The organism is Vibrio olivae (genome assembly GCF_042428525.1).
In the GTDB taxonomy this organism is placed as follows: domain Bacteria; phylum Pseudomonadota; class Gammaproteobacteria; order Enterobacterales; family Vibrionaceae; genus Vibrio; species Vibrio olivae.
Genome location: NZ_JBHMEP010000001.1, coordinates 1,349,787 through 1,373,189, shown reverse-complemented (window position 1 = coordinate 1,373,189; position 23,403 = coordinate 1,349,787). Strand labels below are relative to the sequence as shown.

Below are 23,403 nucleotides of genomic sequence, written 5' to 3'. Positions count from 1 at the left end.
TTATATCATGACAAAAATTTCTCGCTGCATCAGTGCAGCCCTGTTTGCGGTGGCGATGGCGCAAGCGCCGCTCAGTTACGCTAAGTACGAACCGAACCTGATTACTCAACAAGCGGGTGGTTACGCGGTACAAGTCGGTGACGTTCGAGTCACGGCGTTAAACGACGGTACGGTGCCACAAGATGCGAAAAACTTGCTACGTAACGTCACGCAACAGGAAATCGATAAGCAACTGGCGTACAACTTTCAAAGTAATCCTGTTGAAGGCTCAATCAATGCCTACCTCATTCAGATGCCTGAACATACCGTTTTAGTGGATACCGGGGCAGGGCAGATGTTTGGTCCCGGTAAGGGCGGAAAGGTCATGAGCGATTTAGCTGCGTTAGGTATTAAGCCCAGTGATATCACGGATGTTTTGATTACCCACTCACATTCTGACCATACCGGTGGGTTGATTAAAGACGGTAAACCTGCGTTTAACAACGCAACGGTTTATGTGGGTAAGCCTGATATCGATTTCTTCTTTGACGATGAAAAGATGAAAAACTCGCCATACGGCCAAGGTTACTTTGACGGTGCTCGTAAGACCCTCAAGCCTTACCTTGATGCGGGAAAAGTGAAAACCTTTGAAGGCTCTCAAGAAGTCTTACCGGGGATCACTGCCACGGTCCATCCTGGCCATACTCCGGGAGCCGCGTTTTACCGTTTAGATAGCCAAGATGACAGCATCACATTTATTGGTGACATCATCCATATTGCCTCGGTGCAATTTGCCGATCCTAAGGTCACGATCATCTATGACCAAAATCAGTCTAAAGCGCAATCGGTGCGTAGCAAGGCGTTTGCTGAGTTCGCCAAACAAGGTGAACTGGTTGCCGGGCCGCATCTCGCGTTTCCGGGTATTGGGCATCTGCGCAGCGATGGGAATGGTTATGATTGGATCCCTGTTGACTATGTGAATCGCGCGGATAGCGGCCAATAAACGTTAAAAAGGGCTCTGTTGAGCCCTTTAACTTTACCATTGATGGTTGTCAGGTTTGAGGGTACTTCGCGCTTAAAACGTGTAGTTAACCGACACCCAGTAATTGCGTCCCGGATTTACGTAGCCCGATGTGGCGCGAGTTGTGCTGTAGTAATCTCCAGCGTATTCAGTGCCACGTCCGCTGCCATACACGTCCATATCGGTAAAGTCTTTGTCCAATACATTATTGACCATGCCATTGACTTTTAAGTCTTTGGTCAACTGATAGGCGGCGCCAAGGTTAACCACCGTCCACGCTTGGATATCACCTTTGTCATCCAAAATTTCTTGCTGTGTAGCAGACAGATTACTGCGCTTGCTGGTATAGCGTGGCGTTTTTCCATAGTACTCAGCGCTTAACCAAGAGCTCAGCTGTTCGCTCAGCTGCCAGCGAAGCTTCGCATTGGCCATGTGTTTTGCAGTATGACCAAACGGTGCTCCGTCATTGTCTCCACCATCTTGCTCACTATGTGTGTAGGTGTAGTTTAAGTTGACTGACACATCATCACTAAACAGTGGGAATGACGTTGCCACTTCGACACCATGAATATTGGCTTTGCCAACGTTTTCGTAAGTATTGTTTGAAGAATCAATTTGGCGCGTTGTAATCGCATTCTTATAGTGGTTAACGAACACGGTGACGTTGGCTTTAAAGTCATCAATATTCTCGTAGTAGATACCCGTTTCGTAGTTGGTGCTCTCTTCTGGATCTAAATCCGGGTTGCCGTAAACATTGGTATTGCCGCCCCCCGTGACACCACTGATTCCGTCGTGCAACTGGGCAAGGGAAGGGGTTTGATAACCCGTACTCACTCCGCCTTTCATGGTCCAATCGCTGTTGATGTTCCAGACTAAATAGGCACGTGGGCTGACGTGGCTGCCAAATTCCTCGTGATGCTCGTAACGTGCTCCAAGTGTTAGGGCCAGCGGGTCTATGATGCGCCAAGTGTCTTCAGCAAAAACAGAAACAGAATCTTCTTCAAAGCTTTCCCCTGTTTTGGCTAAAACAATGCCATCTTCCACTTTTGAGTGCCAATATTGAAGACCGAACGTTGCAGAGTTTGCGTCGCCAATCTCTGTCATCAACTTGGAGTTAAGAATGGTGTTGGCATTTTCTAACTTACGGTCTTTACCCAAGTATTCGGTGTTTTCAGTACGAAAACCATGGGACAAGACTCGACCTTTGGTTTCGGTTGCCGTGTACGATAAATCAGACTCGAGACGTCCAAAGCTTAAATCGGATTGCTGACCTAGGATAATTTGGTCTTTGTTGTATTTCATTTCATCTTTGTAACCACCGCCACCAGTGCCAACAGGACCGAGCTGACCGTTTTCATTATCAAAGGTTTGACGAGCAATACTGGCATCGATAAATACGGTGTGCTGCGGATTGATGTTGTAGCTGAGTTTTCCGCCGACATCGTAATTATCAGTTTCGGTTTGGTAAGGAACGCGAGTGCTTGCGCCTTCGCGTAAGGTGGTGACGGAAGAGCCTTGACGGTGTTTCACTTTGCCACGAAGGTTTAAGTTCAAGGTGTCCTTAATTAAAGGGCCTGAAGTATTAAAGCTGAGGGACGATGTATCGCCGAACTTGTCATCCTCTTGTAAGCCATACCCTGCTTCAACCGTACCGACCCATTTGTTTTGAGTCCTTTTGGTGATGATATTGATTACGCCGCCCATGGCGTCTGAGCCGTAAATCGTTGACATTGGGCCGCGAATAACTTCGATATGATCGATAGCTGCGAGAGGCGGAATAAAGCCACTGTTCATTGAACTAAAGCCATTAGGCGTGGTGTCACCACTGGCGCTCTGGCGAATACCATCAACCAGTACCAAGGTTTTATCACTACTCATGCCGCGAATACTGACATTAAGTCCGCCGGTTTTACCTGTGCCACTACGCACATCCACCCCTTCAATGCCGCTAAGGGCTTCACCAAGGTTTATGTAGTTTTTCTCAGTCAGGTCTTGCTGACTGATCACTGAGACAGAGGCTGGTGCATCGGTAATCTTACTTTCAAAACCAGCGTTAGCAGTAACGACAATCGTTTCGTCGGCCGTGGATTGGGCTGCGTAAGTGGAAACAGACACGAGCGCGGAGAGTACGGCAAGGGAGAGAGGAGTGTATTGGAATGTCAAGGGGGAGTGTCCTTATGAATAGCGTAACTAAGAGCGCATATTATAAGTGCTAATAAAAATCGTTATCAATATCATTTATTTTTGTGGAAAAAATAAATGCCGCAATGGTGGATAAACACGCGGCAGGCATGAGGGGGAATTCACACCGAGTAAGTGCGCTGCTTACCAAGGCGTTAAATTGAAAAGCACTGTGAATGCCGGTTAGTTAATTAAAATCCCAGGCGTCGTGCTACTGGTTTTATATGTTATAAAACAGGGTGTTACTGACTTTTCTCTGAGAATGAACCCTGGACAGCGAAAATGCCAATGAGAGTGGATGGGCTCATTCACGCTTAATGATGTTGGCGAGATGCCATTAACTTTCCCCGCGCTAAACAAGACGAGTTTGCTCGGAATTTTTGATGATCACCAACGAAAAATTGGATTGAGTTTAGGCTTCACGATGATGTGTTTTGTACGTATTACCGCCTCGAGAGTGAAGGTTCAACCACTCGTTGCCGCTATATGGTTCTTATAAAGCCCGCGAGGCGGAGTTTCACTGGGTTTCGGGCAAATCAATGCCTGTTGCTCGTTATCACTTTTGACTACTTATCTCCGCGCGTTTCCTTGGTTAATGATGGTTGACCTGAATGTTTGATCTTTAGGCCATCAATATCATCCTATGTCTTTTTCTGTTAAAGTCCGCGCTGCGCGAAGCTGTATTGGGAGAATAAATGAAATTACTGTACTGGTTGAATGAATGGCTATCTCTGTCCTGCCAGCAACAGCAATCCCAACTTCCTCACTATGGACACGCCTTACTTGATACTGTTTTTGTCAAGTATGAGCTTGTGGATATCGATAAACCGTTAGTGTTTATTTTTTCTCCTTCAGGCAGTGATGTTCAGCAACAAGACCTCCATCCGGACTTTGAGCCTTGGGGGTATCATTTCGCTCAGCAACAACAGGTCAACGTCATTGCTTTTCAGCATCTGGGTAAAAGTAATTGGTTTCGTAGCCCGAGTTTGATCGCCTTCCTCGAACAGTTGTCGCCTTTACTCACTCCTTTTAAGTGCCGTTTAGGGTATGGCTTGAGCCGAGGTGGTTTTGCGGTGGGGGCATTTAGCGATTTACTCATGCTGGACCATGTTCTGCTATTTTCTCCGGTTAGCACAAAAAATAAACATCTCGTGCCATGGGATGACAGGCCAAGCACGGAGCTAGCCCAGCAGTTTGACTGGAGTGGGGATTATCATGATCGTAACCTTGGTTCGGCTTTAGGTTATGTCATTTATGACCCGACCAATGACATCGATAGGTGGCACGCGGAGCGCTTTTCTCAACTTACACACATACAGGTTGAGGGGATGGGGCATGGCGTAGACCCCAGTAATTTAAATAAATTAGGCTTTTATAACCATTTGGCCGCGCAGTTTATTCAGCATCAAACCCTTGATGTTGACGAACTGCGTCAACAAGCCAAAGTTCGGTTTTTACAAGAGGACTGACCGTGAATCTTCATCGCCAATGAAGAGGACGACACACAACACACGACATTATTAGCACAATTGCTTTGCGGCAATTTAGATGGAGGACTCATGAAGTTACTGTATTGGCTGGACGAGTGGCTCGCGCTTGATAAAGACGCGCAGCAAAGCCAGCTACCTATGTCCGGGGAGGATTTACTTGATGATGTATTCGTTAAGTATCAGTTTGTTGATCTCAATAAACCCTTGCTGTTTACCTTTTCACCCGCCGGCACCAATATACAGAAACAGGATTTAGATTCGAATTTCTCGCCTTGGGGCTATCGATTGGCCACCAAGCAGAACGTCAACATCATCGCTTTTCAACATATGGGGAAAAGCAATTGGTTTCGTAGTCGCAATTTAATTTTCTTTTTGGAGCAGTTAGCCACCTTGCTAACCCCCTTTGAATCGCGTCTAGGCTACGGCTTAAGCCGTGGCGGTTTTGCGGTCGGCGCCTTTGCTAAATTGCTTCAGTTAGATCAAGTGCTATTGTTCCATCCAGTGAGTACCAAAAATAAAACCATCGCGCCATGGGATGATCGCCCGAGTACTGACTTAGCTCAGCAGTTTGACTGGGAAGGGGATTACCACGACTTAGATTTAGGGAATGCCAAGGGCTACATTATTTATGATCCGACCAATCATATTGACCGCTCGCATGCGAAACGCTACGCCCAACTTACGCATCTCAGAGTCTTTGGGATGGGGCATGGCACTCACGCAACCTACCTGAGCAAGTTTGGGTTTTATAAGCAGGTCGCGGTCGATTTTATTCGCGACCAGCACATCGACATTGCTCAGTTCCGCCATCAAACCAAAACCTTGCGTTTAAAAGAAGATTATTATCAACGCCTTAATCACGCCAACGCCGATTCTTCGCACCGTTTAGGGCTATTGAGTACCGCTCATAAAGTACTTAAAGAAGAGAAAAAAGCGCACGTCAAAGAGCATCAGACCAGTATCGACATTCAGCCGCTTATTGATATCGCCTCAAAGCATCAAGAGCAGAATCCGCAAGATGCAAAGCAGTTGTTGGAAGTGGCTCAGCAAATCGCGCCTGACGAACCTAGGATTGAACGTAAACTCCAACAATTAGCTTAGCCGAGGTTGGATTGCGATATTGGATAGTCAGTGAAGGGCTTGGCCCTTTTGAATCTATATGGCGAAATAATTGCTGTGTATTCAATCTGATTAGAGGTAGTAATTGTTTTACTCATGGAGTAGCATGCTCGCCCCTTTTTTTGATCGCAGGAGTCATCGATGTCTATTGGTTTTGATTTTGGAACAGCAAATTGTTCGGTGGCTCACATGGATGATCAAACGCCAGTGCTTCTGGCACTTGAAAATGACCAAGCCTATATCCCATCAACGCTCGCTGCGCCAACTCGTGACAGCGTGTCCGAGCATTTGTTTCGTCATCGACATATTGAGCCAAATGGCGAGGTCGGCGAACGTTTGCTTCGTCGCTCGATAGCATTGAATCGTGAAGAAGATATTGATCTTCAAGTTGAAGACGTGGCTTTTGGCCATGCGGCGCTGGATGTTTACTTAAGTGATCCTCAAGAAACGTACTATGTGAAGTCACCAAAATCGTTTCTTGGCGCGATGGGACTGCACGATATTCAGCTCGCATTTTTCGAGGACCTAGTCTGCGCGATGATGGCAAATATCAAATCGCAGATTGCACTAAGTGGCGTTGATAGCTCAAATGTGGTCATCGGCAGACCAATCAACTTTCAAGGGCGTGGCGGAGAGGATTCGAACCGTCAAGCTGAGGCGATTTTACGTAGCGCTGCCCGGCGCGTAGGATTTCGTCATATTGAGTTTCAATTTGAGCCCGTTGCTGCTGGCTTGGAATATGAGTCCACCTTAACTCAAGACAAAACCGTGTTGGTGGTCGATATTGGCGGTGGGACAACCGACTGTTCCTTGATTCAAATGGGGCCAACTTGGCGCCACAAAGACCAGCGCCAAGCCAGCCTTATTGCGCATAGTGGCCAACGCGTTGGCGGGAACGATTTGGATATTCACTTAGCGTTTAAACAGCTGATGTATCCGTTTGGGTACAAAAGCCAGACCCTTTCAGGGCTTGAGATGCCAATGACGCAATTTTGGAACCCGATTGCGATTAACGATGTCACGGCGCAGCAAAGCTTCTATGCACGCGAGAACTTGAAAGATCTCAAACACATGTATAAAAACGCGGCTCAACCGGAAAAGTTGGCGCGCTTACTGACGGTCTACCATGAAACGCTGGGCCATCGTGTGGTTAAAAATGCCGAAGACATCAAAATTGCGCTTTCTGAGTATCCGCAAGTGACGACGCAACTGGATATTGTGTCCGACCAAGTCTCTTTAACGGTTGAGCGTGAAGCGATGTTAGAAGCGATTGATGCACCAAAGCGAAAAATGATGAGCTTGGTGGAAGAGGCGCTTACTCAAGGCGGAGTTAAACCAGATGCCGTCTATATGACAGGCGGTTCGGCGCGCTCGCCAATTTTACGTAGCGCCGTAAAGCAACTACTTCCAGACGTGCCTGTGGTGAGCGGTAGCTACTTTGGGTCGGTGACGGCAGGGCTTGCACGCTGGTCAAAACTCTGTTTTGGCTAAGCATTTTGGGCCAGTGCTCAGAACTGCGAATCGTGTGAGAAGTTTGTTAGAGCGCGTCTCACCCAGTTGTACTACCGCGATGATTTGATAAAGTGTGATCTTATCCTCGTTTGTTTGTCTATTTGTGAGCTCAATTAATGCGCAAAGCGTTTAAGTTCTTTTTCAATTCAATGCTGATTTTGGCTGGGTTATTTTGGCTTTCATCGTGCAGTATGTTCAATGAACCGCCGTATCAGTCAGACACCATGACATCGGTTATCATCAAAGATAGTCACATTAACGAGGCCAGCGGCCTTACGCGCTCACGTCGAGATAACAATGTCTTGTGGGTGAATAACGACAGTGGTAACGCCGCAGAAATCTACGCAATTAATCCACAAGGTGAGCGTCTGGCAACGGTCACGATTCCTGATATTGATTTGGAATGGTTGGATTGGGAAGACATGGCGTCGTTTGAAATGGATGGTAAAGCTTATCTGATGATTGCGGATGTGGGTGACAATTTTGAAAGTCACTGGCAATACCATTTGTATTTTATTGAGGAGCCGGATCTTTCCCAATATCAAAAAGGTGAAAAGTTCGAACTTAAACCAGAGTGGGTCATGCGCTTTATGTATGAAGATGGCCCGCGTGATTGTGAAGCCGTCGCGGTGGACGAAAAGCATGGCAAGATTTTACTGCTCACCAAACGAAATGACCCACCTGTGCTGTACCGTTTACCGCTGAAGAAGATAAGAGCGACAAAAGCCAAACGTATGGGAGAAGTGAAACCCATGCCGATGCCAAAAGAGCGTCATTACCGCATTGTGGATTTTTTAGATTATACCAAGATGCCGACCGCGATGGATATTGCGCCAGATGGCTCGGGGATTGTGGTGCTCACTTATGGTAATGCCTTTTACTTTCCGACCAATGGCGTGGAAGACGATTGGCTAAGTGTGCTGAACTCAACGCCGAAAACCATTGAGTTACCGCCGTTAAAGCAAGCAGAGGCGATTGGTTTTGACCACAGCGGCCAACATGTGTTTGTTACTGGCGAGCGCCGGCCAACGCCGTTGCTAAATATCAATATTTCTTCGCTGATTGACACCGCGTCCGATGAATAAAAAAGAGCATCCTTGGGGATGCTCTTTTTTTGGTCACTATTTGGATTCAATGGGACGCGGCGCTGGTTTCCACCAACTGACGATCACAAAGGTAACTAAACCGGTAATCAGTGTAGGAACAATAGCGTGCACTCCGCCCATGTCAGGCTTAGTGACCATTAAAACAATGTAGCAGCCAAGCCCAATAACCATCGAGCTTAGTGCGCCTGCCGCCGAGGCTCTTTTCCAATACAAGCCAAGAACTAATGGCCATAAGAATACGGCCTGCAACCCCCCTAGCGCCATGAGATTGAGCCAAATGATCATCTCCGGCGGGTTGGTTGCTGCAAAAAATACCAGCAAGGCAAAAATCCCGGTAATCCATAATGAGAGGCGGTTGAGTTTGCTGTCGGCTTTGTGCTGCTCAGCGGCCCGTGGATTAATGTAGTTGATGTATAAGTCTTTCAGTAAGGTTGCTGAAGCTTGGATCAATAATGAGTCGATGGTTGACATGATAGCCGCCATCGGTCCCGCCAGAAAGACGCCAGCGACCACAGGCGATAACACGGTGATCATCAGCGTTGGCATAATCTGGTCTGGGCTATCGATATCGGGCACAATAGCACGCCCAAGAGCGCCCGCAGTGTGTGTGCCAAACATTAATATAGCAATCACAACCGTGCTGATGACCATACCTTTATGTAAGGAAGGGCTGTCTTTATAAGACATACAGCGCACCGCAGCATGGGGAAGTCCAATGACCCCAAAGCAGACCAAAACCCAGAAGCTGAGCATAAATGGCTGGCTCAAAAATTGATTCGGGCCGTACGGGGTCACTAGTGCGGGGTCAATGGCGTGCATTTTGGTGACCAGTTCACCGATACCGCCGCCCACATGAATAATGCCATACAGCAGGAGTAGCGTACCAATCACCATCATAATACCTTGAATGGTATCGGTGAGGACCACGGCGCGAAAGCCGCCAATGGTGGTATATAAACCTACGGTACATGCAAAAATCAATAAACTCGCCTGATACGGTAAGCCTGTGACGGTTTGCAATAGCCGTGCACCGCCAACAAATTGAACCACCATCGTGCCAAAAAACGCCAGTAGTAGGGCGAGTGAGGCAAAGATTACCACGTTACGATTCTTAAAGCGTGCATAAAGAATGTCGTTTAACGTCAGAGCGTTGTGCCGACGCGCTTCAATCGCAAATTTTTTACCCAGCACCCCAAGCGTGAGCCAAGTGGCGGGCAGTTGAATCATGGCCAATAATACCCAGCCAAGGCCCATTTTATAAGCCGCGCCAGGGCCTCCAATAAAGCTACTTGCGCTGGCGTAGGTGGCCGCGAGGGTCATTGCCAAGACAAAACCACCCATACTGCGATTGCCAACAAAGTACTCGCTTAAAAATTTTCCAGATTGCTGATGGCGACGAGTAAAAAACGCCACGGCAAAGACGCCCAGTACGTACAGTACCAGCGGTATCAGAATTTGAATGTTCATAGGCTTAGTCGTCTTGAATGTCGTCGAGAGGAAGATCACGATAGAGGTATTTGACCATCAAGCCACACAGCACAGTAAATAGCACAGGCCCAATGATACACGACAGTAAAAACCATAATGGCATCCCCCAATAGAGGGTTGGCAAACTGGTGTCCTCAACGGGCGCAGAAAATTGATAGGCGCTGAGATACCACCAAACAAAATATCCGAGTGCCAGAACGGTAGCCCAGATAGCCTCGCGATGTGCTTGGCGATAGACCTTGTCTCGCTGGTTCATGAAGTTCTCCCGACGTAAAGCTCATTGTGAAGCACAAGGAGTCCAGTGACCTGCACTTTACAATGAGTATGAAAAATTGGCGTGATGATACCAAAGATGGCACCCAGTTTTCCTGAAAATTCGCATTTAATGAATTTATTCAATAAGTTTTATGACGAACAAGGGTAAAATACCTCGAGATTTAGGTGTCTAACATCGGCTACCGGCGCGATACACGCCCAAGGTCAGCCGCGATATAAAGAGGAATCATGGAAAGGTTAGATTGCGACCGAATGTTTATCGCGGTCAAAGAGTTGGGCAGTTTTACCGCCGCAGCGAAACGCATGGGAAGCAGTAGCGGACAAGCTTCAAAGATGATTTCTCGACTAGAAAACGAACTCGGCGTGCAACTGTTTAAGCGCAGTACGCGGGCGGTGACCGTCACCGATGTTGGTGATGCGTACTATCAGCGGATTAAGCCAATTATTGAAGATCTCGATGCGCTGAATGATTCAATTCGCACTGCTTCAAAGGAGCCGTCTGGACGACTGCGCATCTCAGTGCCGTCGAGCTTTGGTCGCAATCAATTGACACCGCCGCTGCTTGCTTTTGCGCAGCAATATCCGCACATCGCTCTGGATGTCAATCTTGCTGATCGCCCTGTGAGTATTGTCGACGAAGGTTATGACTTAGCACTGCGTATTGGTATTTTACGTGATAGCAGCTTAATTGCCCGTAAGCTGTGTGATATTCGCGTGGTGACGGTGGCGGCGCCAAGTTATCTCTCTCACGCAGCGGGTATAAAACACTGGCAGGATCTGCCAAATCATCAATGCATTATTGATACTAATTTTGAAAGCCCCTATCACTGGCCCTATGCGGACTCAAATGGCGAATTGTGCGAGGTTAACGTGCATGGCAGATTGCAATTTTCCAATGCAGAGGTGTGCTTACAAGCGGCTTGTGAAGGGCTGGGCGTAGCGCGCTTACCGAGTTTTGTTGCGGGCCAAGCATTAAAGCATGGTCAGCTCGTCACCATACTTAATGATTTTGAACCTGACCCCATCGGGCTTTTTGCTCTTTACCCACCGTCAAAACATCTTGCCCAAACTTCGCGTATTTTAATCGACTATTTAGTCGCTCATTTTACTGGTCAGCCTGAGTGGGATACTGGATGGGAATTTCTTCCATAATGGAAGTAAACATCCTCAAATGCGGGGGATAATAATCATTATGGAAGTAGGCTAAAGTCTCTTTATCGCAGCCGAGTAATGGAGAGAGATTATGTTAGTCAATGGTGTTTGGACCAAAGAATGGGATCCTGTGCAAGCCACCGATAAACAAGGTGGATTTGTGCGTCAAACTTCCTCGTTTCGCAATTGGATTACGCCAGATGGTTCATCGGGCATCACCGGAGAAGGTGGCTTTAAAGCGGAAGCTGACCGCTACCATCTGTATGTTGCCTTGATCTGCCCTTGGGCTTCACGCACATTGATTGCTCGTAAACTCAAAGGCTTGGAGAACATTATCTCGGTTTCAGTGGTTGAACCTGCGTTGCTCGATGAGGGCTGGCATTTTGGTGACTACCCTGGTTCAGATCTCGACCCAATCAATCACGCAACGTGGATGCATCAAATCTACACTCAGGTAGACCCTCACTTTACTGGCCGCGCGACGGTGCCCGTTTTATGGGACAAGAAGACGCAAACCATCGTCAATAATGAATCGGCAGACATCGTTCGTATGTTTAACTTTGGTTTCGGTGAATTGGCGAATTCAGAGTACGATTTATATCCACAGCAACTGAGCGCTGAACTTGAGCCTTTAACTAAACGTATTTACGATAAGTTGAATAATGGTGTGTATCGTGCGGGCTTTGCGACCACACAAATTGCATACGAACAAGCGTATGAGGATGTGTTTGAGACACTTGATGAGCTTGAAAAACGTTTGAGTGATGAGCGCCCTTATCTGATGGGAACACAGCTCACTGAAGCGGATATTCGTTTGTTCGTCACGTTAGTGCGTTTTGATGTCGCTTATCACGGTATTTTTAAATGTAATAAACAGCGAATTGGTGATTATCATTACCTCGATCTGTTTTTAAAACGCATGTTAGACGTGCCAGGTATTCGGGAAACCGTGAATATCGACCACATTAAACGCGGTTACTATTCGATCAAAGCATTAAACCCCACTCGTATTGTGCCCGAAGGGCCAGACATGTCACGTTACGGGCTTTAGGAGAGCGCAAATTATGGCAAAGAATATCGTTATTTTTCTGCATGGAGTCGGTAGCCGAGGAAGCCATCTTGAGCCTATTCTCGATTACTGGAAGAGCAAGATGCCCGAGGTTATTTTCGCGGCGCCTAATGCGCCTTTTCCCTTTGCGGGCGGAGGTGATGGGTTTGAGTGGTTTAGCCTAAATGCGATCAGTGAGCAAAACCGACCTCAACGGGTCCTTGAAGCGCGCGAGCACTTTGACAATACACTGAACCAAGTTTTGGCTGAGCATGGCGCTTCGTTTGAGCACGACCATGTCCTTTTGGTCGGCTTTTCCCAAGGTTCCATCATGACGCTGGACGCATTGGCAAGTGGTCGTTTGAATGTGGCTGGTGCGGTGGCTTTTTCTGGGCGCTTTGCCTCTGTAGAGCCCTATACGCCACGCACAGGAACGCCACTTCTACTGGTTCATGGTAAAAGTGATGGGGTAATTTCTTGGCATGAGAGTGAAAACAGTGCCCAGGCGTTTAAGCAACTCGGGCTCAAAGTCGACACTCTCTACGAAGAAGGGCTTGAGCATACCGTGTCGCAGCAAGGCGCGGATCGCGCTGCGGCGTTTATTGCTAACGTATTTTCAAGTTAATTCGATTTTATGGTAATACGAATAAAGCAGGCAAAGTGATGCCTGCTTTTTGTTTGTCGATTAAGAGGAAGACGTTAATACGCTGTGGCGACGAGGTGCAAGGCGCAGAATCAGTGCCAGCAATCCACACCCTGCGGCAAATAATGTAACGCCACTCCAGTGTGTATCGCTATAGAGGTAACTGGCAATAAAACTTCCGAGCGACATGCCAATAAATAGCCCGACAATTAAAATCGCGTTAACCCGACTTAATGCTTCGGGGGCTGCTGCGTAAATCAGCGCTTGGTTGGAGATGAGTGACATCTGAAAACCCAAGTCAAAGACTATGGTGAATAAAACTAATAATCCTAATTCGACGCTAAAGCTTATCGGAAATTGATGAATAGCGAACATGCCGCTAAAGGCGAAAAATACCAAAATAGCGCCAATTTTCGTCAGCCTCAGAGGGCCAATACTATCCGATAGCTTGCCAAATTTAGGCGCCATTAAGACACCCATCGCACCCGCAATACCGAACAAACCGGCGATGCCCGAGCCAAGCTCAAGTGGAGAATCTTTGAGCATCAAAGAGAGCGTGGTCCAGAATGCGCTAAATCCCATTGCCAGCAACCCTTGAGTGAAGGTAGACAGCCGAACCGATGCATGTTGGACAAACAGCTTACCTAGGGAGCCCAGTAACCGAGGATAACTGATATCACTTGTGGGTTTGGTGCTTGGTAGCTGCGTAAACAGTAGGACACTGACTATCAGCATTGCACCGGCGGCACAATAAAATACCGCGCGCCATCCTGCCAATTCACTGATTGCGCCACTGAGTACGCGAGAAAGTAGAATACCACCGAGCAGGCCAGTCATGATGGTACCAACAATGTGCCCCCGTCGCTGCTCATCGCCAAGCACAGCAGCAAAAGGCACCACATCTTGCGCTAAGGTCGCGGTTAACCCCATCAAAAAGCTGGCAATAAGTAAGGCATTGAGATTACTCGCTGCCCCCGTCAGTAATAATGCTAAAAACAGGGCCAGCGCCTTAATCACAATGACTTTCTTGCGATCATATTTGTCGCCTAATGGATTAATTAGCAGCATTCCCAATGCGTATCCCATTTGTGTGAGTGTAGGGAGATTGCCAACTTGCTGCGCACTGACATTAAGATCAATCATCAATTCACTCAGAAGAGGCTGCGCGTAGTAGAGTGAAGCCACTGCCAAGCCAGAGGTAAAGGCAAGTAACCACACAATTGTCGATGACAGTGGATTTTGGTTATTTGTATGGCGTATAGCATTGTTCATAAAGGACGATTCCTAATAGTCGCTTGCTAATGAGTTTGACCGTATAACGCTTGCTCGGGAAGAGGCATAGTGAGAACATCTGTTATACGTACTGCGTATAAAGGTGAATCTGATGGCGAATGGTAATTTTGATCGTGTCGAGTTAATGCGAACCTTTGTTCGCATCGTTGAATCAGGAAGCTTATCGGCAGCGGCTACGCAGCTCATGACAACCCAGCCGACAATCAGTCGCCGTTTAAAAGCGTTAGAAGTCTCTATTGGCGGCAAGTTGATTCATCGCACAACCCATCAATTGAAACTCACCGAGCTGGGTGAGCAATATTATTCTGGTGCCCGTCAATTACTGGCCAATTGGGATGCGTTTGAATCGGATGTTACGGGCGCGGTGGTGACGCCTGAAGGACGGCTCAGAGTCATGGCACCTCATGCTTTTGGGCAAGAAGCGTTGATCAAACCACTGAGCGAATTTATGCATCAGTATCCGAAATTAAGTGTTGAGTGGCAGCTTTACGATGACCGAAGCTTAACGGACTTTATTGCCCATGACATCGACTGTGCGATCCAAGTTGGTGAGGTCAAAAATGACAATTTAGTGGCGATTCGAATTGCTGAGGTGCCAAGAATTGTGGTCGCAAAGCCTGGGTTCGTTGAGGGGGTCGATGACTTAGCGTGGAATCCTGACTATCTGCAAGCGTATCCATGGTTGGCACTGCAAACCTTTTATCGCAATCATTTACGTCTAACTCATATTCAAACCGGAGAGCAGCGAGAGCTCGAGTTTAGCCCTCGATTTCTTACTGACAGCTTGTATGCCCTGCGCAGTGCTGCGCTCCATGGCGTAGGAGTCGCGGTCGGTTCTCAATGGCTGCTGAGCAAAGATATTCGTGAAGGGCAGCTTGTCAACTTATTACCGCAATGGCGCGCCGATCCTTTACCTGTCTACGTGGTGTATCCCTATGCCAACTTTTACCCGGCGAAACTGACGGCTTTTGTGAGCTTTATTCGAGAGCATATGGCGCAAGTCATTCAGGGCTTAACTCAATCCTAGGATTGTGATTTTTGCAAATCTCGTTATGATAAACTTCACAGTTGCAAATAATTATCAATAGAATTTACAAGGATTTAAAGTGAGCACTTTTCAATCTGAAAGCGATTTAGACGAGGTTTATCCCCAACCGCACCCGCTAGCAAAAAGCAAAGCCATTAGCTTTATTGACCCTCATAGCGAAACATTCATTAACCATAGCCCTCTAGCGATGGTGTCTAGTGTCGATGAAAGTGGCTTTCCGGATGTTTCTCCTCGTGGCGGGAAACCTGGCTTTGTCAAAGTGCTTGATAAGCATACCCTCGCTTTTGCTGACAGTGCAGGCAACAATCGCTTAGATACTTATCGTAATTTAGTGAAGCAGCCGCAGGTAGGTATCCTATTCACGATTCCTGGCATAGAAGAAGTATTGCGAGTGAAAGGAAGTGTCAGTTTGTCGCGTGATCCTGAGGTGTTAGAAGCGTTTGCTGAAAAAGGGAAGCCTGCCAAGTTGGTGGTGATGATCAGCGTAAAAGAGCTGTTCTTCCATTGCGCAAAAGCCCTTATGTTGGCAAAACCTTGGGACAGCGAAACGCATGTTGACCGTGATGTACTGCCGTCTTTATTGCAAATTATCAAAGATCAGCAGGCGTTAGCCACCTCTGAGTAAATTTAACGCGGTGATAATCAAGACATAAAAAAAGACGCATTAAGCGTCTTTTTTGTTTATCAGCGACGGATTATCCGCGCTTGGACTCTAAGGCATATTTACCCGGGCCAAGAAGTAAAATAGCGATCGCTGAGAATAGGTAAACACCAATGCCTTCGGCAGCCCATGCGCCGACTTTATCCACGGCAAAGAGGTCACCGCCATGCATTAAGAAAATCACCATCACGGCTGTACCGATGATGATAATCGCACCTATGCGAGTGAATAGACCAAGAATCAGTAAAATAGGTGCAACGACTTCGCCAAGGTAAACACCATAGGCGATAAAAGCGGGCAGGCCATGTTGTTCTAACAATCCTTGAATGAAGGTCGTACCACCGTAAATTTTATGGATACCATGAAGTAAAAACATAACGCCGAAACTTACACGCAAAATCAGTTTACCTAAGTCTTCGTTGTCAAATGTTGTGTCGATAAAGTGAAGTAATGCTTTCATGCGCAGTCGCCTTATAGATTCGTTTTATGATAATGAAACGCGATGTAAATGTGATGTCTTATTAGTTTTTAATATAAAACGGTTTCAACACGTTACGGGTTGATTAGAATCAACATAACGATAATAACGTGCTTGAAATGTTAATTTGTGGAACCTTGTTATCAGATAAATAGGGACGCTTTCTGTTTTTAGTTTGCGGCCAAGTTAAGGGAGGAATTAATTGATTACACGACAAGTGGCATCGAGCAGCAATCTCTACGTACTAATCAGTGTGGCGTATGGTTTTAAGCGGCGGTCTAATGTCATGAGCGTGTATATAAAACTTTATGCTTAGGAATAAAAGCAAACTGCGTCTATCTTCTAAATAGAGGCGAATTTGGGAACCACATATGCTTGCGCAAACAGCACTCGCTTTAGCGTCAATTATTGTCTGTATTTTCGGATTGGTTGGAATTCAACTTATCCACGAGCCCAAAGGCCAACGCCGGGCAAAGCCATTTTTCAGCGGTTTTTTTCTCACTGGTATGGTCAGTGCCTACCTGTTTGGCAACCTTTCCGGTGACTCAACCACGCTTTATGAAGTGGAACTGGTCGCCGTTACCGCGATTCATCAATGGCTCTTCCTTCTTGGTTTAGCGATCCGTTTTGCTAGTCGCCACGTGGAACGTTTATGTTACGTGCTCGCTTTTGCGTTTGCGCTACTTTATGCTTTTGGTTTGCCCTCCACCATTATCACCATTTGTTTTTCTATTCTTACCTCGCTAGTGGCTATCGCGATTTTGGTGATGCGGCGCCCAGCCCCGAATTCCGCAGATATCTGTTTGGCGTTAACTGTACTGCTTTCGTTTAGCTTGTCTTTGTTTGATATTGCCAGCGGAACACAAAGGCTGTCGTTTTTGGACATGGAAATGGACGATTTCATTTTGCACTTGGTGTTTGTGCCTGCGGTCATTTGTGGTCAGAGTATTTTCTTGTTGGCGAGTTACATGATCGATAATAACCGTAACCTGATGCGTTTGGCGCAAAAAGACAGTTTAACCAATATGCTTAACCGCCGAGCCTTTTACGAACAATTGAATCAATACTATCAAGAGTTAAAGGAGTCGCATGGACAAGGTGCGATCATCATTGCTGATATTGATTTTTTCAAAAAAATCAATGATACCTATGGGCATGAAGCGGGCGACCAAGGGCTTCTGCATTTTGAAAGTATTATCAGCCAGTCGATTCGGGATAGTGACATTGCTGCGCGCTACGGTGGTGAAGAGTTTGTGATTTTTCTGCCTGGGGCTGATCTCCCCAAAGCACTTGAAGTGGCTGAACGAATGCGTTTGCGCTGTGAAACCAGCTATTTCAACTACAAAGATTACACCATTAAGTTCACATCAAGCTTTGGCGTGGCAGAGTGCTTGTTTTCCGCTCAGCCTGACGCGACCGTCGCGATGGCCGATAAAGCCTTGTATGATGCGAAAACCAGTGGCCGGAATCGCGTTTGTTATTTGCAGTTATAAAAAACGCTTCGTGTCATCACGAAGCGTTTTCTCCGCTGAAACGCGCCGTTAAGCGGATTTGAATTGAGGGATAATGTGCTCGCCGTACTTGGCGATGATATTCTCTTCGTCGCCGTTGTCTAAATAGATATTGAATTGCGTTACGCCTGACTCTTCAAGCTGTTTGATTTTCGAAATATGCTGGTCGACTTCGCCAAGAACGGAGAAACTTTCAATGATCTCATCAGTGATAAAATCGAGATATGGGTTATCGCTTTGTCCGTGTTTGGAGTAGTCGTAACCTTTACGCTGTTCAATGTAGTCTGTCAGACTTTTCGGAACTAAGCCGGAATCCGTACCATACTTCTCAACAATATCAGCGACATGGTTGCCAACCATGGCCGGGAACCAACGTGTTTTGTCTAAGCATTGCTGCTGGGTACCAAAATAGGCTGGGGCAGCGGCTTGAATTTTAAAGTTGCTCATATCGCGCCCCTGCGCTTGACCCGCCGCTATGGCTTGGTCTGCAAACCACTTGACCAATTGGGGTTCGCCAATTTGCAAAATGAGCCCATCGCCCACTTCGCCCGCGGTCGCCAATGCTTTAGGGCCATACGCGGCAATCCAAACCGGAAGATCGTAGCCATCGGCCCATGGCAGTTTTACTGGGTTTTCACACTCGCCGTAAGTGACTTCTTCACCTTTGACCATGGCTTTCACCTTACGTGTGAACTCAGCGACTCTGGCAAGTGGCGCTGGCTTTTTCCCCATAACGCGCATGGAGGAGTCTCCGCGGCCAAGGCCAATATCAATACGTCCTTCACTTTGCGCCGCCAAACTGCCGTATAGGCTTGCAGCGAGAGACCAGTCACGAATGTTTGGGTTCGTGACACATGGACCAAAGCGCATTGTTTTGGTGTGTTCCATACACATCGCCATGGCGACGAACGACTCACGCCAAAGAATGTGAGAATCATAGAACCAGCAGTAATCAAAGCCAGCTTCTTCGGCTTGACGTACTAGGTTTCTTGCTCGGTTTGGGCTAACAAAGCCTTTAAAGGTAATACCAAATTCCATTTGTGTGTTCCTTCTTAAATCTATGATTTCATTAATGAATTGGTGGAGCAATCGTGATGCCAGCGTGGCTAAATGGCACATCTTTAGAGATATTGAGGCGAATCAAAATCGAGGTCATCGCTTCGATGCAGCGCGCGCTTTCTGCTAGCCCTGCATTATAGGTTTTCACGTCAAGTTGATTGATAACGGCCATGACCTTTTTCTTGGCATCTAACTGATTGCCGCAGACTAAAATGTCGCAGTTAATCGGGCGCGATAAATCATTTAATGTTGTGGCAGAAACATTGTGCAAAGCACCGACAACCGGGATAGCATCGCCGAGTAGTGCTTGCGCCTCTTCTGTTGCTGAACCTTGTTCGGGCATCGCCATTTTTTTAGGATTACCAGGGGCGAGCGGCACGACAATATCAACCAAAATTTTGCCAGTGAGCTGTGTTTTGATGGCATCTAGGGTGGCGTTGTGCGCCGCATAAGGAACGGACAAAATGACGATGTCACCTGCGTGCTCCACGGCTGCATTATTTTCAAGGCCAATAATTTCTGCACTGCCAACAGCGAGCTGACGATTTAACTCTTGCGCGCACTGCTCGGCGCTTTCTTGGCTTCGTGAGCCAATAACCACGGGGATGCCAGCGGTAGCAAATCGCAGGGCTAATCCTTTACCTTGCGGGCCTGTTCCGCCAAGAATGGCGATAGAAGTCGAATGGGTCATCGAAAAAGATCCTCTTGTTTCGGACGAATAATTTGAGAAATATGGCTGTGTTGGCGTGTCCAGTCTAAGCCACGAAAGATCATCACTGGGCATTTGGCGTCTTTGTCCATCAAAAGCCCCGATGCCGCCGCTAATTCATCAGCGAAAGCCGGCGCCGTAACCTTGAGTGGGCGACCCCACGCATCGTTTTCACCAAACAGAGTTTTAATGGTGGGCACATTCGCCACGCCAATGGCGACATTGGTTTGCCCCATACGCCAAGGGCGCCCAAAGGTGTCGCTGATCACCAACCCCAGTTCGGTGTGATAGTAGTCTTCAAGTTCGGTGCAAAGCTGCTGTGCGCTGTTGTCTGGGTCATCGGGCAGGGTGATAAGTCTTCCAGGGCGATCCGCGTTTGATTCATCGACTGCAGCGTTGGCACAGATAAAACCAAGTTTATGCTCGGCAATGATGATGCCTTCGTCTTGATTTGGACGTTTAATATGACGCAGGATTCGTGAGGATTGTCGTAGGATCACTTCGACTTTTCGTGGGTCTTTATTGACTTCACGAGCAAGTGTCATCGCCTCGTCAGTCGGAGTAACATCGTCCAAATCATACATGGCTCCCTCGCACTTGGAGACCGCTTTATGCGCGATCACCAAGATATCCCCACGTTGTAAAGACTCACCTTGCGCCGTTAAGGCATTGATAATTTCTGCGCCGAGCGCCATACCCGGCGTAAAATCGGGGAGGTTATTGACCGCAAACATGGTCATAGAGCGCGTTTGGAAGGCGGATTCCTCAAGATAAGCCAGTTCACTCATAGCAAAACTCCTTGACTTGGGTGCGTTGATACCAATATTGCAGGTCAGCACTGACATCAATATCGAGACTCAATTTCTCAAGTGTTAGCCGTTTTACGCTCAAGCCATTTTGATGAGCCTGTGCGAGGTGGCGCATGGATGACTGAATGCCAAAGCTGGGAGAGATCGCATTGGGCGGCGTGGTCATTAACGCGTTGGTCCCGCCATCTTTTGCTGCGGCAATCACTACTTGCGCATCACTGAGTCCGAGTTCAATCAAATAACGAATCTCAAGAGGGTCAAGGTGGCCAATATCGGCAGGTAAAATCAGTTGGCTATCGAAGCCGGCGTTCAGACTCCATTGCGAGGCTTGCTCAAGTGCATGATTGAGCCCTTGATCTCCTTGTTCGATGAGTACGGTTGCGCCCATTTTCTCGGCTATTTGCGCGATATAGCGGTCTTCGGTGACGACCAAAATGGGTGTTTTAGGGTGTTGAACGGCTAAGAATTGCAGCGTATTCCGAAACAAGGTTAAGGCCAAAGCCTCGCGCTGCTCAACACTTAACTCGGGTTTAAGCCGCTGTTTGGCGCGTGATAAGCCTTTCATCGGGATGACGATATTGAGTGATTTTGTCATGCGCAGGCCCTGTTATTTTTATACGTTAACTTGAATGCATCACAGGCTCGTTCAACGATATGACTCATTACCTCGACGCGGCTTGGGCGTTCGGTCATCAGCGTGGGGGTGCAAATCACCGCTGTACCGAGCTTTTCAATGGCGGGTTTGAGATGTTGGTCTTGCTCATCAATGATCAGAAGGTCAATTAACCCCTCGTAATATTGAGCAATGCCAAGAGAATCAGCGCGCAGATCCATCTCTTGCATCATTTTAGCGGCAGGCCCTTTTACCGCTTGCCCGCCAATTAGAGGAGAGATGGCAAGCACAGGGGCAGTGCAGTTTTCCAGCGCACTACGAATACGCGGAATGGCCAGAATTGCGCCGATACTAAGCAGCGGATTGCTGGGGGCAATAACAATGATTTCCGCGTTTGCAATCGCCTCTAGCGCTTCTGGTGTTGGTTTAGCAAGGTGAGCATTGTGGTAGCACACTTGCTTGATTTTAGGTATGCAGCGCTCGGCAACAAAATAGTTTTGAAAATCCAGCCAACCGAGTTCAGTATCCAGTTGAGTGGGCACTTTATCGTCGGTTGGCAGCAAAATTGGAATATCGACACCGTAGCCTCGGGCCACGGCTCGGGCAATATCGCTGGCTCGAACGCCCGCTTGGCGCTGGACGCTGCGATAGATATGAGTGGCAAAGTCTAAATCACCCAAATGCATCCAAGTGTCACATCCTAACTGTTGCAGTTGTGACAACACGCGGTTTGAGTCTCCTTTTAATCCCCAGCCTTGTTCGCGATCAATGGCATCGGCCAAGGTATAGGTGAGGGTATCAATATCGGGTGACACCCATAGCCCGTGAAAGCGTTGGTCATCACCGATATTGCCAATAATTTTAAGTCCTTCGCGGTAATCGCTATAAGCAAGGCCTTCTGCCGCTTTTGCGCCTCCGACTCCCCCGGCGATGAGTGTAATGGCGGGGCTACTCATACTGTGGCTCCAAAATGAGCGATTTCCTGAGCGGGAAGACGAACTGAGCTTGCGTTTTCCAGCGGATAGGTTTTAAGGACCTCATAGCGAGTATTACGCTGAACTGCATTGAGGCCCGCTTGATGAATCATTTCGACCATATCTTCTGGGAAGACTTCTTGCCCATTTTCTCCGCCCGCCGAGCGCGAGATGCTTTCGTTCATCAGCGTCCCACCTAAATCATTGGCGCCGCAGCGTAGCATTTGCGAGGCGTCGGCATGGCCAAGTTTGACCCATGAAGCTTGGATATTGTTTATCTCCCCTTGGAACATGATTCGTGCAACGGCGTGCATTTTGAAGTTTTCTTCGCGGCTCGGTCCTGGGCGGCATTGCGCTGGATTCTCGTTAAACAATTTGGTTTTGTAATGAATAAAACCCAGTGGAACAAACTCCGTAAAGCCACCGGTTTGACGTTGAATATTACGCAAAATATTCATGTGCGCTGCCCATTGTTTGGGAGAGTCGATGTGCCCATACATAATGGTGGCGGTGGTTTTGATTCCGACCTGATGCGCCGTTGTGATGATCTCGACCCACTCTTCGGTACTGAGTTTGTTGTGCGTTAGTTGTAAGCGAACATCGACATCTAAAATTTCTGCTGCCGTACCAGGCATGGTATCTAAGCCACACGCTTTCAAATCGGTTAAAAACTCGTGGTACGACACATTGGCTTTACGAGCGCCATACCAAATCTCAAAGGGTGAGAAAGCATGAATATGCATTTTAGGAAGCGCTGCTTTGATGCCCAAAACGATGTCACGATAGAAATTGGCACTCATTTTGGGATGCAAACCGCCTTGAATACATACCTCGGTGGCTCCTTTGTCCCATGCTTCTTGTGCGCGTTCTACCACTTCTTGAATTGAAATAAATTCCGCTTCTGCATCTTTGATGGATTTTGAGAAGTTACAGAACTTACATGCCATGTAGCATACGTTGGTAAAGTTGATATTACGCGTAATGACAAAGCTACCTGTATCAGGGCAGTGACGTTGACGCACGATATCTGCGACAGTCAACAAGGCTTGATAGTCGTGGTTTTGTGCCGAGAACAGGGTCTCTGCTTGGTGCTCTGAAATCGCTACGCCATCCAATGCTTGTTGCAAAATAGGGGCAATGTGCGAGGAGAGGTGTTGCCACTGGATATCGTCTCGATGAGAGGCGGTTGAAATCATTCCTTGATTTGAAAACATGATGTACTCCTTAACTGAA

22 protein-coding genes are annotated in these 23,403 nt (G+C 47.5%); 11 read left to right on the top strand and 11 right to left on the bottom strand.

Annotated features, from left to right (window positions below; genetic code table 11):
• Positions 1 to 7 precede the first annotated feature (7 nt).
• Positions 8 to 982, top strand: coding sequence for an MBL fold metallo-hydrolase (locus ACFFUV_RS06260; protein WP_390190537.1), 975 nt, complete (start codon positions 8 to 10; stop codon positions 980 to 982).
• Positions 983 to 1,054: 72 nt separating this feature from the next.
• Here the strand turns inward: ACFFUV_RS06260 and ACFFUV_RS06255 are convergent, their stop codons facing one another.
• The gene (locus ACFFUV_RS06255) at positions 1,055 to 3,163 is read right to left on the bottom strand and encodes a TonB-dependent receptor domain-containing protein (RefSeq protein WP_390190536.1); all 2,109 of its coding nucleotides are present in this window, start codon (positions 3,161 to 3,163) and stop codon (positions 1,055 to 1,057) included.
• Positions 3,164 to 3,876: 713 nt separating this feature from the next.
• Between ACFFUV_RS06255 and ACFFUV_RS06250 the strand changes: the two genes are divergently transcribed.
• From ACFFUV_RS06250 to ACFFUV_RS06235, 4 genes are all read left to right on the top strand, one after another.
• A complete protein-coding gene (locus ACFFUV_RS06250) occupies positions 3,877 to 4,650 on the top strand; it encodes a cytosolic protein (RefSeq protein WP_390190534.1) in 774 nt (257 codons plus the stop codon).
• Positions 4,651 to 4,740: 90 nt separating this feature from the next.
• On the top strand, positions 4,741 to 5,772 hold the full coding sequence (locus tag ACFFUV_RS06245) for a cytosolic protein (RefSeq protein WP_390190533.1): 1,032 nt from the start codon (positions 4,741 to 4,743) through the stop codon (positions 5,770 to 5,772).
• Positions 5,773 to 5,931: 159 nt separating this feature from the next.
• Positions 5,932 to 7,281 (top strand): molecular chaperone, encoded by a 1,350-nt coding sequence (gene yegD / locus ACFFUV_RS06240; RefSeq protein WP_390190531.1) that lies wholly within the window; start codon positions 5,932 to 5,934, stop codon positions 7,279 to 7,281.
• 137 nt (positions 7,282 to 7,418) lie between these two features.
• Positions 7,419 to 8,387, top strand: coding sequence for a YjiK family protein (locus ACFFUV_RS06235; protein ID WP_390190530.1), 969 nt, complete (start codon positions 7,419 to 7,421; stop codon positions 8,385 to 8,387).
• Between the two features lie 36 nt (positions 8,388 to 8,423).
• On the opposite strand, the gene panF is transcribed toward ACFFUV_RS06235, so the two are convergent.
• Both panF and ACFFUV_RS06225 read right to left on the bottom strand, forming a co-directional pair.
• Entirely contained in the window at positions 8,424 to 9,875 is a 1,452-nt protein-coding gene (gene panF, locus ACFFUV_RS06230; protein ID WP_390190529.1) for a sodium/pantothenate symporter, read from the bottom strand.
• Positions 9,876 to 9,879: 4 nt separating this feature from the next.
• A complete protein-coding gene (locus tag ACFFUV_RS06225) occupies positions 9,880 to 10,152 on the bottom strand; it encodes a YhdT family protein (RefSeq protein ID WP_390190528.1) in 273 nt (90 codons plus the stop codon).
• Positions 10,153 to 10,400: 248 nt separating this feature from the next.
• Here ACFFUV_RS06225 and ACFFUV_RS06220 point away from each other — a divergent pair, with 248 nt between their 5' ends.
• The 3 genes from ACFFUV_RS06220 (at position 10,401) to ACFFUV_RS06210 (ending at position 12,997) form a co-directional block, all read left to right on the top strand.
• On the top strand, positions 10,401 to 11,324 hold the full coding sequence (locus ACFFUV_RS06220) for a LysR family transcriptional regulator (protein ID WP_390190527.1): 924 nt from the start codon (positions 10,401 to 10,403) through the stop codon (positions 11,322 to 11,324).
• A 91-nt stretch (positions 11,325 to 11,415) separates the two neighbouring features.
• Entirely contained in the window at positions 11,416 to 12,375 is a 960-nt protein-coding gene (locus tag ACFFUV_RS06215; RefSeq protein ID WP_390190526.1) for a glutathione S-transferase family protein, read from the top strand.
• 13 nt (positions 12,376 to 12,388) lie between these two features.
• Positions 12,389 to 12,997, top strand: a complete 609-nt coding sequence (locus ACFFUV_RS06210; protein ID WP_390190525.1) for an alpha/beta hydrolase — start codon at positions 12,389 to 12,391, stop codon at positions 12,995 to 12,997.
• Positions 12,998 to 13,057: 60 nt separating this feature from the next.
• Here ACFFUV_RS06210 and ACFFUV_RS06205 read toward each other — a convergent pair whose 3' ends face one another.
• Positions 13,058 to 14,287 (bottom strand): MFS transporter, encoded by a 1,230-nt coding sequence (locus ACFFUV_RS06205; RefSeq protein ID WP_390190524.1) that lies wholly within the window; start codon positions 14,285 to 14,287, stop codon positions 13,058 to 13,060.
• A 112-nt stretch (positions 14,288 to 14,399) separates the two neighbouring features.
• Between ACFFUV_RS06205 and ACFFUV_RS06200 the strand changes: the two genes are divergently transcribed.
• Positions 14,400 to 15,335, top strand: a complete 936-nt coding sequence (locus ACFFUV_RS06200) for a LysR family transcriptional regulator (protein WP_390190522.1) — start codon at positions 14,400 to 14,402, stop codon at positions 15,333 to 15,335.
• 79 nt (positions 15,336 to 15,414) lie between these two features.
• The gene (locus tag ACFFUV_RS06195; RefSeq protein WP_390190521.1) at positions 15,415 to 15,981 is read left to right on the top strand and encodes an MSMEG_1061 family FMN-dependent PPOX-type flavoprotein; all 567 of its coding nucleotides are present in this window, start codon (positions 15,415 to 15,417) and stop codon (positions 15,979 to 15,981) included.
• Between the two features lie 70 nt (positions 15,982 to 16,051).
• On the opposite strand, the gene ACFFUV_RS06190 is transcribed toward ACFFUV_RS06195, so the two are convergent.
• On the bottom strand, positions 16,052 to 16,477 hold the full coding sequence (locus ACFFUV_RS06190) for a DoxX family protein (RefSeq protein WP_390190520.1): 426 nt from the start codon (positions 16,475 to 16,477) through the stop codon (positions 16,052 to 16,054).
• Positions 16,478 to 16,866: 389 nt separating this feature from the next.
• Here ACFFUV_RS06190 and ACFFUV_RS06185 point away from each other — a divergent pair, with 389 nt between their 5' ends.
• On the top strand, positions 16,867 to 17,988 hold the full coding sequence (locus ACFFUV_RS06185) for a GGDEF domain-containing protein (protein ID WP_390190519.1): 1,122 nt from the start codon (positions 16,867 to 16,869) through the stop codon (positions 17,986 to 17,988).
• 48 nt (positions 17,989 to 18,036) lie between these two features.
• Here ACFFUV_RS06185 and ACFFUV_RS06180 read toward each other — a convergent pair whose 3' ends face one another.
• Genes ACFFUV_RS06180 through cofH form a run of 6 tightly spaced genes read right to left on the bottom strand, consistent with a single transcriptional unit; the run spans position 18,037 to position 23,384 of the window.
• Complete coding sequence (locus tag ACFFUV_RS06180; protein WP_390190518.1) at positions 18,037 to 19,044, bottom strand: TIGR03842 family LLM class F420-dependent oxidoreductase; 1,008 nt, start codon at positions 19,042 to 19,044, stop codon at positions 18,037 to 18,039.
• A gap of 31 nt (positions 19,045 to 19,075) precedes the next feature.
• Entirely contained in the window at positions 19,076 to 19,756 is a 681-nt protein-coding gene (gene npdG / locus ACFFUV_RS06175; protein WP_390190517.1) for an NADPH-dependent F420 reductase, read from the bottom strand.
• The gene (cofE, locus tag ACFFUV_RS06170; RefSeq protein WP_390190516.1) at positions 19,753 to 20,562 is read right to left on the bottom strand and encodes a coenzyme F420-0:L-glutamate ligase; all 810 of its coding nucleotides are present in this window, start codon (positions 20,560 to 20,562) and stop codon (positions 19,753 to 19,755) included. Before cofE ends, npdG begins: the two co-directional genes overlap by 4 nt.
• Complete coding sequence (cofC, locus tag ACFFUV_RS06165) at positions 20,555 to 21,178, bottom strand: 2-phospho-L-lactate guanylyltransferase (RefSeq protein WP_390190513.1); 624 nt, start codon at positions 21,176 to 21,178, stop codon at positions 20,555 to 20,557. Before cofC ends, cofE begins: the two co-directional genes overlap by 8 nt.
• Positions 21,175 to 22,152: a 2-phospho-L-lactate transferase gene (locus ACFFUV_RS06160; RefSeq protein ID WP_390190511.1), complete on the bottom strand. Its 978-nt coding sequence runs from the start codon at positions 22,150 to 22,152 to the stop codon at positions 21,175 to 21,177. The genes cofC and ACFFUV_RS06160 overlap by 4 nt, the downstream gene beginning before the upstream one ends.
• The gene (gene cofH, locus ACFFUV_RS06155) at positions 22,149 to 23,384 is read right to left on the bottom strand and encodes a 5-amino-6-(D-ribitylamino)uracil--L-tyrosine 4-hydroxyphenyl transferase CofH (RefSeq protein WP_390190510.1); all 1,236 of its coding nucleotides are present in this window, start codon (positions 23,382 to 23,384) and stop codon (positions 22,149 to 22,151) included. The genes ACFFUV_RS06160 and cofH overlap by 4 nt, the downstream gene beginning before the upstream one ends.
• Positions 23,385 to 23,403: the final 19 nt, after the last annotated feature.

Coding starts and splice junctions, on each gene's coding strand:
- ACFFUV_RS06260 (WP_390190537.1), top strand. CDS start 8: ATGACAAAAATTTCTCGCTGCATCAGTGCAGCCCTGTTTGCGGTGGCG.
- ACFFUV_RS06250 (WP_390190534.1), top strand. CDS start 3,877: ATGAAATTACTGTACTGGTTGAATGAATGGCTATCTCTGTCCTGCCAG.
- ACFFUV_RS06245 (WP_390190533.1), top strand. CDS start 4,741: ATGAAGTTACTGTATTGGCTGGACGAGTGGCTCGCGCTTGATAAAGAC.
- yegD (WP_390190531.1), top strand. CDS start 5,932: ATGTCTATTGGTTTTGATTTTGGAACAGCAAATTGTTCGGTGGCTCAC.
- ACFFUV_RS06235 (WP_390190530.1), top strand. CDS start 7,419: ATGCGCAAAGCGTTTAAGTTCTTTTTCAATTCAATGCTGATTTTGGCT.
- panF (WP_390190529.1), bottom strand. CDS start 9,875: ATGAACATTCAAATTCTGATACCGCTGGTACTGTACGTACTGGGCGTC.
- ACFFUV_RS06225 (WP_390190528.1), bottom strand. CDS start 10,152: ATGAACCAGCGAGACAAGGTCTATCGCCAAGCACATCGCGAGGCTATC.
- ACFFUV_RS06220 (WP_390190527.1), top strand. CDS start 10,401: ATGGAAAGGTTAGATTGCGACCGAATGTTTATCGCGGTCAAAGAGTTG.
- ACFFUV_RS06215 (WP_390190526.1), top strand. CDS start 11,416: ATGTTAGTCAATGGTGTTTGGACCAAAGAATGGGATCCTGTGCAAGCC.
- ACFFUV_RS06210 (WP_390190525.1), top strand. CDS start 12,389: ATGGCAAAGAATATCGTTATTTTTCTGCATGGAGTCGGTAGCCGAGGA.
- ACFFUV_RS06205 (WP_390190524.1), bottom strand. CDS start 14,287: ATGAACAATGCTATACGCCATACAAATAACCAAAATCCACTGTCATCG.
- ACFFUV_RS06200 (WP_390190522.1), top strand. CDS start 14,400: ATGGCGAATGGTAATTTTGATCGTGTCGAGTTAATGCGAACCTTTGTT.
- ACFFUV_RS06190 (WP_390190520.1), bottom strand. CDS start 16,477: ATGAAAGCATTACTTCACTTTATCGACACAACATTTGACAACGAAGAC.
- ACFFUV_RS06185 (WP_390190519.1), top strand. CDS start 16,867: ATGCTTGCGCAAACAGCACTCGCTTTAGCGTCAATTATTGTCTGTATT.
- ACFFUV_RS06180 (WP_390190518.1), bottom strand. CDS start 19,044: ATGGAATTTGGTATTACCTTTAAAGGCTTTGTTAGCCCAAACCGAGCA.
- npdG (WP_390190517.1), bottom strand. CDS start 19,756: ATGACCCATTCGACTTCTATCGCCATTCTTGGCGGAACAGGCCCGCAA.
- cofE (WP_390190516.1), bottom strand. CDS start 20,562: ATGAGTGAACTGGCTTATCTTGAGGAATCCGCCTTCCAAACGCGCTCT.
- cofC (WP_390190513.1), bottom strand. CDS start 21,178: ATGACAAAATCACTCAATATCGTCATCCCGATGAAAGGCTTATCACGC.
- ACFFUV_RS06160 (WP_390190511.1), bottom strand. CDS start 22,152: ATGAGTAGCCCCGCCATTACACTCATCGCCGGGGGAGTCGGAGGCGCA.
- cofH (WP_390190510.1), bottom strand. CDS start 23,384: ATGTTTTCAAATCAAGGAATGATTTCAACCGCCTCTCATCGAGACGAT.